This window comes from Sphingomonas sp. 67-41, from assembly GCF_001899725.1.
Lineage (GTDB): Bacteria > Pseudomonadota > Alphaproteobacteria > Sphingomonadales > Sphingomonadaceae > Sphingomonas > Sphingomonas leidyi.
In genome coordinates this window covers 68,439-78,027 of the sequence record NZ_MKWJ01000021.1, presented here as the reverse complement: position 1 = coordinate 78,027, position 9,589 = coordinate 68,439, and the positions used below count along the sequence as shown (strand labels likewise).

At 64.0% G+C, this 9,589-nt stretch carries 13 protein-coding genes; 7 read left to right on the top strand and 6 right to left on the bottom strand.

Features of this window, described 5'->3' with window-relative positions; translation table 11 throughout:
• The first annotated feature begins 319 nt into the window (after positions 1–319).
• The gene (locus tag BGP17_RS10995) at positions 320–982 is read left to right on the top strand and encodes a hypothetical protein (RefSeq protein WP_286711956.1); all 663 of its coding nucleotides are present in this window, start codon (positions 320–322) and stop codon (positions 980–982) included.
• Here BGP17_RS10995 and BGP17_RS10990 read toward each other — a convergent pair.
• On the bottom strand, positions 979–1,761 hold the full coding sequence (locus tag BGP17_RS10990; RefSeq protein ID WP_286711955.1) for a hypothetical protein: 783 nt from the start codon (positions 1,759–1,761) through the stop codon (positions 979–981). The genes BGP17_RS10995 and BGP17_RS10990 overlap by 4 nt on opposite strands.
• A 237-nt stretch (positions 1,762–1,998) precedes the next feature.
• Between BGP17_RS10990 and BGP17_RS10985 the strand changes: the two genes are divergently transcribed.
• Positions 1,999–2,184, top strand: coding sequence for a hypothetical protein (locus BGP17_RS10985; protein WP_286711954.1), 186 nt, complete (start codon positions 1,999–2,001; stop codon positions 2,182–2,184).
• 76 nt (positions 2,185–2,260) lie between these two features.
• On the opposite strand, the gene BGP17_RS10980 is transcribed toward BGP17_RS10985, so the two are convergent.
• From BGP17_RS10980 to BGP17_RS10970, 3 genes are read right to left on the bottom strand one after another with little or no spacing between them, the layout of a single operon-like run.
• Positions 2,261–3,037 carry a transglutaminase-like domain-containing protein gene (locus BGP17_RS10980; protein WP_286711953.1) on the bottom strand — a complete coding sequence of 259 codons (777 nt, stop codon included), beginning with the start codon at positions 3,035–3,037 and terminating at the stop codon, positions 2,261–2,263.
• A complete protein-coding gene (locus BGP17_RS10975; protein WP_286711952.1) occupies positions 3,034–3,501 on the bottom strand; it encodes a hypothetical protein in 468 nt (155 codons plus the stop codon). The genes BGP17_RS10980 and BGP17_RS10975 overlap by 4 nt, the downstream gene beginning before the upstream one ends.
• Before the next feature lie 21 nt (positions 3,502–3,522).
• Positions 3,523–5,598: a catalase gene (locus BGP17_RS10970; RefSeq protein WP_286711957.1), complete on the bottom strand. Its 2,076-nt coding sequence runs from the start codon at positions 5,596–5,598 to the stop codon at positions 3,523–3,525.
• Positions 5,599–5,945: 347 nt separating this feature from the next.
• Here BGP17_RS10970 and BGP17_RS10965 point away from each other — a divergent pair, with 347 nt between their 5' ends.
• From BGP17_RS10965 to BGP17_RS10945, 5 genes are all read left to right on the top strand, one after another.
• Positions 5,946–6,167, top strand: coding sequence for a hypothetical protein (locus BGP17_RS10965; RefSeq protein ID WP_286711951.1), 222 nt, complete (start codon positions 5,946–5,948; stop codon positions 6,165–6,167).
• Between the two features lie 37 nt (positions 6,168–6,204).
• On the top strand, positions 6,205–6,393 hold the full coding sequence (locus tag BGP17_RS10960; protein WP_286711950.1) for a hypothetical protein: 189 nt from the start codon (positions 6,205–6,207) through the stop codon (positions 6,391–6,393).
• A 189-nt stretch (positions 6,394–6,582) separates the two neighbouring features.
• Positions 6,583–6,861: a hypothetical protein gene (locus tag BGP17_RS10955; protein WP_286711949.1), complete on the top strand. Its 279-nt coding sequence runs from the start codon at positions 6,583–6,585 to the stop codon at positions 6,859–6,861.
• Positions 6,862–7,013: 152 nt separating this feature from the next.
• Positions 7,014–7,220 (top strand): cold-shock protein, encoded by a 207-nt coding sequence (locus BGP17_RS10950; protein WP_116841228.1) that lies wholly within the window; start codon positions 7,014–7,016, stop codon positions 7,218–7,220.
• A gap of 79 nt (positions 7,221–7,299) precedes the next feature.
• Complete coding sequence (locus BGP17_RS10945) at positions 7,300–7,626, top strand: DUF6481 family protein (protein WP_286711948.1); 327 nt, start codon at positions 7,300–7,302, stop codon at positions 7,624–7,626.
• 4 nt (positions 7,627–7,630) lie between these two features.
• On the opposite strand, the gene BGP17_RS10940 is transcribed toward BGP17_RS10945, so the two are convergent.
• Positions 7,631–7,840, bottom strand: a complete 210-nt coding sequence (locus BGP17_RS10940) for a hypothetical protein (protein ID WP_286711947.1) — start codon at positions 7,838–7,840, stop codon at positions 7,631–7,633.
• Between the two features lie 32 nt (positions 7,841–7,872).
• Positions 7,873–9,495: a chaperonin GroEL gene (groL, locus tag BGP17_RS10935; protein WP_353681871.1), complete on the bottom strand. Its 1,623-nt coding sequence runs from the start codon at positions 9,493–9,495 to the stop codon at positions 7,873–7,875.
• Between the last annotated feature and the right edge of the window lie 94 nt (positions 9,496–9,589).

Below are 9,589 nucleotides of genomic sequence, written 5' to 3'. Positions count from 1 at the left end.
CAGGCGGGTTGTGCAACCCTGCCCACAAGGGCACGATGATAACCCCGGACTCCAGTTATGACTGGAGGAGTTTTGGGGAGCACGTCACGGCCCATCCGTGCTCAGGATGGGCCGCTCTGATGCCGGACTACTATGCGCCCCAGTAGTTTCATCACTGGCCCACGTGCCGACGGACACGTCTTTTCGGCACCGAATTGCCGGCGCACATGACCGCAGGCCGCTGAATACGGCTGGCGAGCGCCGAACGTGGCGTCGGCTGCGGGCCGGGTTTGTCGATGCAGCTTGACGCGAAATGTGCTGAATAGCCGCCGTGAATTTCATGCAATTCCTCAAGTCGCTCGACGACCTGCTCTACGAGATCATCACCTGGCTGGTCTTCTATCCGGTCACGCTATGGCGGACGATCAGGCATCCTTTCGCGATGATGGCCTATGCCGACAGCGAGCTCGGCGATACGCCTGAGCAGCAATATCCCGACGTCCTCAGTCCGCCGATCTTCCTGCTTCTCACGCTGCTGCTGAGCCACACGATTGAGCTCGCCCTTGTCGGGCAGAGTGCGATCGTGGCCGAGAAGCAGGGGCTCGCGGGATTGATCAGCGACGACACCAGCCTGCTGCTCATGCGGCTTCTCTTCTTCGCCGTCTTCCCGCTCATCATGGCGGTGGCGATGCTGCGGTGGCAGAAGGAGAAGCTGACTCGCGACAGCCTGAAGCCGCTATTCTATGCGCAATGCTATCCCGCCGGCGTGTTCGCGCTGGTGCTCGGTATCGGCGGGGTGTCGACGCAATTCCACGGGAACCAGGCATTTCAGGTCGCCGGGCTGGGAATGACTCTGAGCGCCTTCCTCTGGTACGGCGTGCTGCAGACTTTCTGGTTCGCCCATGCGTTGCGCATCTCCAGGCTGCGCGGCTTCGGGATCGCCACGTTGACGATGGTCGAGTGCCTGCTGGTTTTCGCGCTGCTCGCCGCCTTGCTCGCCTAGAAACCGCCGCCGCCGCGCCAGTCGCCCGCGTCACAGCGGCCGTTGAAGCTGGTAGCAGCCTTGATGCGGATGATACCGGTGCGGCGATCGATCTCGAACCGCGGCTTGTTAAGCCCGTTCATCCGATATTCGCCGGTGATGCGGTCGGGTGTGACTACCAGGTTCTGAATGTCCCACCATCCGTTGTCGCCGCCGCTGTGGATCGGTGAGACCAGCTTGCCCTCGGGCCGGATGCGGCCGCGACCGTGCCAGATTTCGATCTGGAGATCGGAGGAGAAGCCGTCGCGGCCGAGCGTCGTGCCATATTGCGGCTCGAAGCGATGGCTGCGCGAATTATAGACATAGCCCGATTGATATTGCGCACTGGGCGTGCTGCCGCCGCCATAGCAGACGAGCGTGATCGACGGGCCGAACCGATCGCCGGCTCCCGCTCCATAGTCGGGGCCACCCGGACGCGTCGCAGACGGAGCATAGTCCGGACGGGAAGGCTGGCCGCCGCCGCGATTGCAATTCGCCTCCGGTACCCGCTCGATCGCTGCATAGCGTCCGTCGGAAGTCGCCACTTGGACGCACTGGCGCTGGCGATCACTCCACCACAGGGACCATTTGGTATCGCGCACCGTGTTGACGGTGATGAAGGCATATCCTCTGGCCTCAAGCTGGGTCTCCCCGCCGGCCGCACGGGAGCCTACCAGATCGGCAAGATCCGGAGCGGACTGGGCGGAGGCAGCACAAGGCGCAAAGAGCGCGATCGCAAGCAGAGGTGCAAGGCGTTTCATCACAATCGCAATCTCCATGATCGTGCAGTCGATATGTCGATAGGGCCGGCGTTCCGACGTGAGAACGCGCCCACCGGCCGAGCCTACCAGTCCTCGGAGCGAAGGATAAGCCCGGTCTGCTTTCGTCACAACGCCGGCGCGTGTGGAATGCGGCCGCGATGGCGCGGGCGAAGAATTATCTTTAGCGGGAATGGCACGCGCGCTGCAGCGCGTGCGTTAAATCGCAAACAGCCAACAATGGGTCGCAAATCGATGGACCGCAACGAACGCATCGTTGCCGTGGGGCTACTCACGGCCAAGGACCTGGAGCGGCTCGGCAAGGGGTTCGACCTCGCGTTCGCGATCAAGCCCGATGCCGATTTCGATGACCTGATCTCCCAGCTCGAGGCAATCGAATGGAGGGGAGGCAAGCCGCCTGAATGACGCGTTGCCCGGGCAGAGGAAGATTGCCTGCCTGGGAGAAGTTGTCGCTGGCCGGCTATCGGGCTCCGCCTTGACGTTATCGCAGATCGACCTGAACGGATTGCGCGTTCATCGTGGCATTGCCGAAAGCGGTCAGGAAAGCGACGTCTGCCGCGTCGCGGCCGATGCCGATCTTGGCCATGTCGCTCTCCCTCGCCATGCCGGTCGCATCGACAAGATGCCACGCCCCGCCGACGAACACCTCGGCGACCGCATGGAAGTCAGGAGGTTCGACGCCAGGCGCATAAACGCTCGCCATCCTGGCGGGCACTCCGGCGGCGCGTGCCAGCACGATCATGACGTGCGCGTAATCACGGCAAATGCCTTGTCGTTTGACGAACGTGTCGAGGGCAGTGGTCTCGGCGTCGCTTGCCCCGGGCACATAAGAGAAGTGGCCGGCAATCCAGTCGCGCATCGCCATAATCTTGGCGCCGCCTTCGATACCGCCGAACTCGGCATCGACGAACGGCTGAAACTGATCGGACGGACAGTAGCGCGATGCCATCAGATATTGGACCGTTTCGCCGGGAAGCTGGTGAGGCGGGATGATCGGCAGCGACAGGCAATCGTCCAGGTCGCGCGCGATCGTCACGCGCGCCTGATAATCGACCAGCAGCCGTCCCTCGACGCGGAGCCAGATGCGCTCTCCGATCATGTCCTGCGCAGGTACCCGGGCAAAATGCTCGGTCGGCGAAATATCGAGCCGCGCTGTCTCGATCACCTGCTCCGGTATCGCGGCTGCCTCTATCTGCAGAAGAACATCGGTTGGGCAGTCGAACCAATAGTCGAGCCGGGTCCGTATCTCGATACTCATCTGCGTCCCGCATTGCCGAGCCGCCGCGCATTTCCGGTCGCGGTGCGATGAATGGGGGCAAGGGCAGCCTCATATAGTTTGGCGGTGGCGGCGACTGCGTCCAATGCATAGTCGGCGCTCTGGCTTGCCAGAGCGGACGCCTCCGCGAGCGTTGGCGTCCTTCCAGAAAGCATGGCCAGGCCGACCCGTTGCATCTGGCGCATCCAGGAAGCCTGCATCTTCGCCGTGTCACGCATGACCGCGCCGGCGCTTCGCCCGAACGCGTCGACCTTCTCGGGACCCATCCGCGCATATTCGGAGAGATCGGACTGTGCCGGCCTTCCCGCGTCACGGCGCATCATCTCGCTCCGCGCGCCGATCACCGTGCCTGACGCCTGGAGCGTCTCGATGCCCCGCCACCAGGTCGATTGCATCTCGAAGCCCGCCGCGGCGACGCGCGACCAGGCAGTGAAAGGGTCAATCATGGCCAACTCCCTTACTGACGGTCACGCGAGGGTACGAAGCGAGGGCTCGCGTGGGTAGAAGCGCTGGCTGGCAGCCTTGATGAAAGCGGCGGTCAGGTCGGTCACGCCTTCGTCCGGTACGACGCCGGCCTTGTCGAGGAGCGGCTTCGCGGCGGCGCTGGCGCCGATCGCCTTGAGGTGGCCGAACGCGTTCATCACGAACTCGACCGCGGCGCCCTCCTTCAGAAGCGCGGCGCAGCCCGCCTCCGACAGGACGATCGCAACTGCGTCGAAAATCTGGCTCGGCATCCCCGCCAGCTGACCATCGGCCTTTTGCTGCGATCCATCGGACAGCTTCGCGCCGCCGACCTTGGGTGCGACGATCACCGGCTTTCCCTTAGCCTTGTCCACCGCTGCCACCAGCGCGGCGAGTTCCCCGGCGTCGGTTCCATCAGCAATCAGGATGCCGACAGCGCGTCCCTCAAGCGTCGTCTTCATGTTCTTGTGGATCGACAGCGCGTCGGAAGGGGCCATATCCACCGGCTCCCGGGCAGCCGGCGCCTTTTTGGGCAGGGGGATGCCAAGGCCATCGGCAACACGCTTCGCCAGATCCTCATCGACGTTTCGCAGGTTTGCCACCATTCGCGGCGGCACCTGATCGAGCAGGCCGACCTTGGACAGCTCGAACACGAACGACGAAGCAATATGCGCTTTCTCGCTTTCGGTCTGCGACAGGAAGAAGAGTCGCGCCTGGCTGTAGTGATCGGCAAAGGTCTCTGCGCGAACGCGCAGCTTCTCGCCCTGCTCGTCCGGCCCCGAACGCTCGTCGGTAGTGACAAACCCCGTGGCGGGGCTCTCGCGCGGGCCACCCTCTTCGCCATGATCGGCCAGGCTGTTGGGCTCGTAGTTCGCGCGGCCCTTGGGAACCATCGTCTGCATCATGCCGTCGCGTTGGAAATTGCCAAAAGGGCAACGCGGCGTGTTGATAGGGATCTGATGGAAATTGGTGGTGCCGAGGCGCGATTTCTGGGTGTCGAGATAGCTGAACAACCGGCCCTGAAGCAGCGGATCGTTCGAGAAATCGATGCCGGGCACGATGTTGCTGGGGAGAAAGGCGACCTGCTCGGTCTCCGCGAAGAAATTGTCGACGTTGCGGTTGAGCGTCAGCGTGCCGATCAGGCGGACGGGAATGTCCTCCTCGGGGATGAGCTTGGTCGCGTCGAGCACGTCATAGGGCTGCGCGTCAGCGAAGACCTGGTCGAACACCTGGATGCCCAGATCCCACTGCGGAAAAGCGCCGGTGTCGATCGCCTCGAACAGGTCGCGGCGGTGATAGTCATTATCGGCGGCCTGAAGTTTCAGCGCTTCGTCCCAGATCGTCGACTGAAGCCCAAGGCGCGGCTTCCAGTGGAACTTGACGAAGCTGGCCTTGCCCTCGGTGTTTACCAGCTTGAAGGTGTGAACGCCGAAGCCTTCTATCATGCGAAGCGAGCGCGGCAGCGTGCGATCCGACATCGCCCACATCAGCATATGGGTGGTCTCGGGCATCAGCGAGGCCCAGTCCCAGAAGGTGTCGTGCGCGCTGCCGGCCTGCGGATAGCCGCGATCGGCCTCCATCTTTACGGCGTGGACGAGATCGGGGAACTTGATCGCGTCCTGGATGAAGAAGACGGGGATGTTGTTGCCGACCAGGTCCCAGTTGCCCTCCCGCGTGTAGAATTTCACTGCAAAGCCCCGCACGTCGCGCGGCGTATCCACAGAGCCGGCGCCGCCCGCGACGGTTGAGAACCGGACGAACACCTCGGTCTTCTCGCCTTTGGTGAAGACCGCCGCTTTGGACAGATCAGAGATATCGTCCGTCGCCTCGAAGACACCATGGGCGCCCGAGCCGCGCGCATGCACGATCCGCTCCGGGATGCGCTCGTGATCGAAATGGAAGATCTTCTCGCGAAGGACGAAATCCTCGAGCAGGGTCGGGCCGCGCGTGCCAGCTTTCAGGCTGTTCTGGTTGTCGCTGATCGGAACGCCGTGGTTCGTCGTCAGGGCGGGGGCATCGCCCTCAGCGCGCTGATGGGTTTCGCCGCCGTTGCCGGCGTTGCGCGTGTCTTTGATTGCCAATGGGAATTCCCTTGTCGCCGATGATCCGGCAAGTCGGGTTGAGAACGCGCCGGCGGCAGGGAATGTCCGGCTGTGCGAGAAGATATTGCGAATTGGCGGGCCGCCCTGTTTGCAGCACTCGTAATACGCGCACGACACCCCATATGATGCGCATCGCTCCACCTTGCCACGAGCATGGATGCGACTGAGAGATGGTTCGTGCTCCCGCTCTGCGTGGAGCCGTGCATGCCCCAGATCTCGCCATCGCCTCTTCTCCGCTCGCCCGAACCCGATCCGAAGATCGTCCGGCCGAAGCTAACCCTCCTTTCGCGAGAGGCCGCTCCCCCATCCGGCTCGGGGAAACCATCGTGACGCGCGCTGTCAACGTCGATGCGGCGATCGATCACGTCATTGCCACTTCAGCCAGGCTCAACGCGGTGATCAGCGCAATCGAACCGCTTATCCCCAGCGGGACGCGAGTGGTCTTCGTCAACGCGGATGACGCGGCCGCGGTGAGCCGGGCCTATAGCTCGAAGGTTCTGACCGGCGCGGTCACGCGCAGCCACTGGGCCCAGCGGCGCGTCAGCTGACTTCTCTTCGGCTATCAGCCGCACCAGGGAATTCCGAATGAATACCGAATTTGCTGCCGTGCCACAGCACGATGCCCAGAACGCCGAAGAACTGATGGCGGCCTATGGCATCGAGTGCGTGCCCGTGGCGTATTTCCATTGGAACGGTTATCGCTACACCACGCTCAAGGACGCGGTCGCGGCCGCGAAGCGGGCGGCGGCCGGTGGAAGCGCCGCCGGTGCTTGATCTCCTCCATCGGTTGTTCGGGAACCATGTTCCCGCCGGCCCGCAATCATTGGGATCGCGGCCATTTCACGAGCGCGTGCACGCGGTGCGGGGGACATGGTGCGTCGGCCCGGCCTGCCCTGGCGCGCCGGCCGTGCCGAATAATCTGATCCCACCCTACACAGCCTTCCCTCTCGAAAGGACAATCTGATGCAACCCACCGCCATCATGTGCCGCGCGCAGCAGGCTCGCCAGCTTACCCTTGCCGCCAATGCCGTGCTGCCCAATGTTCGGGCCATTGCGACGACCGCGGCGGCGGCCTGGGCCAAGGAGGCGCTGGACGCCGACAAGCGCGACAAGCGGGCGGCCGTGCGACAACAAGGCGCGACGGATGCTGCGAAGGCGCTCGAACTGGTCGCCCACAAGGATCGCGGCCTCAGCGAGAATCCCGATCGCGGCTTCGCCGATGTGGGGAATATTGAAGTCTAGGTTGCATATCGCAGACGGCACCCCATATCCGTATTGCTATCGTCGCCTGCGACGGAAACCGACGCTTCCGGGCCGACCCTTCCTTTTCTCGCTTCTTGGCTCTGCGCGCAGCTGCGCGCGGACAATCCCATGTTCGCGAAAGGAACATCCCCATGCCCATCGGCACCGTCAAATTCTTCAATATCGACAAAGGCTATGGCTTCATCTCGCCCGAGGGCGGCGGCAATGACAGCTTCGTCCATATCAGCGCCGTCGAGCGCGCCGGTATGGCGACGCTGAATGCGGATCAGCGCCTGTCGTACGAGATCGAGAACGACCAGCGCGGCAAGTCGTCCGCGGTGAATCTCCAGGCGGCCTGATCAGGCCTACTGAAATGAATGGGGCGGGTCCGGCGTGCGCCGGGTCCGCCCTTTCGGCATCTGTTGCAGAAAGTCCAAGATGACAGCCTATCGAGCACCCGATTTCAACGAGCGCGCCGCGCTTTCCCGCACCGCCAAGCTGAAGGCGCTGGCATTGCTGCGGGCCAAGCCCGCACCCAGCGAGGCGAAGCTGGCCGAGCGCAAGGCCGCCGGACTCAAGCGTGAGACCGCGCAGGCCGCCCGGCGTGCCCAGCGCGCCGCCGAAAAGCAGGCGGTGTGCGATGCCCGCGCCCAGGCGGCCGAGATCGCTGCCAGTGCTGCGGAGGAAATCGTCCCGGCGAAGAGCGACGCCGAGCGAAAGGCGGAACGCGATGCACGCTACGCCGCCCGCAAGGCGCGCAAGTAACTCGCTACTTGGTGGCGATTTGGTTGGCTTCGGCGCGATATTCCTCGCGCACGAACGCCTTCGCCGCGGTTTGTGTCTTGAACGCGTCGTCCAGGACTTCGGCCGAGACCAGCGGATAGCCCTGTGAATTGAAGCGTGTGGTCCGCACGGTGACGCGGAAAATGCCTTCCTCGTCCTTGGTAACGAGATAAGGGCGAAGGGGAACTCGTGACATTGTATATACTCCTGGGATTCGTGGCCGGCGGATCAGAAGCCGGCTGGTGCCATCGTCTGATTGGTAGGTGAGTTTTTCGAGCTGCCGACGATCGCCACCTCGGTGGTGAGCAGCAGCCCAGCGACCGACGCGGCGTCCTGCAATGCCGATCGGACGACGAGCGTGGGATCGACGATCCCGGTAGCAACCATGTCCTCGTAGCGGCCGGTCTGCGCATTGAAACCGACATCGCGGTCGTTGCCGTCGATCAGCCGGCCCGCGATCAGGCCGCCGTCGTGTCCTGCATTTTCTGCGATCTGGCGAAGGGGTGCCGATAGAGCCCTGCGGATGATGTCGATGCCGCGGGTCTGGTCGTCGTTCTCGCCCCTGATGCCGTCGAGGCCCCGGGACGCATAGAGGAGGGCCACGCCGCCGCCGGGCAACATGCCTTCCTCCACTGCGGCGCGCGTCGCGTGTAGCGCGTCGTCGAGCCGGTCCTTGCGCTCGCGCATCTCGACTTCGGTCGAGGCGCCGACCCGGATGATGGCGACGCCGCCGCCCAGCTTGGCCATCCGGTCCTGGAGCTTGCCCTCGTCATATTCGCTCGTGCTGAGTTCGATCTGTTGCTTGAGCGCCGCGATGCGACCGGCGATCGCCGCGGGATCGCCCGCGCCGCCGATGATCGCTGTGTCGTTCCGGTCCATTGTCACCCTGCGGGCGGTACCGAGCATGTCGAGCGTGACGCTGTCCAGCTTGATGCCGAGATCCGGCGCGATCAGCGTGCCCCCGGTCAGGATCGCCATATCCTCGAGCACGGCCTTACGCTGAGCGCCGAAACCGGGCGCCTTCACCGCGGCGACCTGGAGGCTCCCGCGCATCTTGTTGACCACCAGCGTGGCGAGCGCCTCGCTTTCCACGTCTTCGGCGATGATCACCAGCGGGCGGCCCGACTGCGCGACTGCCTCCAGCACCGGAAGCAATGCATGCAGGTCCGACAGCTTCTGCTCGTGGAGCAGGATGTACGGCTCGTGCAGATCGACGGTCATCTTGCCCTCGTCGGTGATGAAATAGGGGCTGAGATAGCCGCGGTCGAATTCCATTCCCTCGACGATTTCGAGCTCGAACGCGGTGCCGCGCGCATCCTCGATCGAGATCACCCCTTCCTTGCCGACCTTATCCATGGCCGCCGCGATCATGTTGCCGATCTCTGCGTCGCCATTGGCGGAGACGATGCCGACTTGCGTGATTTCTACAGTGCTCGAGACGGGGCGCGAACGGGCCTTCAACTCCTCGATGACGCGCGCGACGGCGATGTCGATGCCGCGCTTGAGTTCGATCGGGCTGACGCCTGACGAAATCGACTTCATCCCCTCGCGCAGGATCGCCTGCGCGAGCACCGTCGCGGTGGTGGTGCCGTCGCCGGCATGGTACTGCGTTCGCGTGGCGACGGCACGAAGCATCTGCGCGCCCAGGTTCGCAAATCGGTCGCTGAGATCGATCTCCTTGGCGACGGTGACGCCGTCCTTGGTGATGTGCGGGGCGCCATAGCCCTTGTCGATCACCACGTTGCGGCCTTTCGGCCCGAGCGTTACGCGTACCGCGTCGGCCATCTGGTCGACGCCCCGCGCGATGCTTTCCCGCGCGTCGCGCGAGAAGCGTATGTCCTTGGCTGCCATGGATGGGGACCGATCGGGTCGCTGGGCCGCGACGGGGCGTCGCTGTCACAACCGGAAGCCAGCGCCGCCGCTATGCGAACGGGCCCGCTTCGAT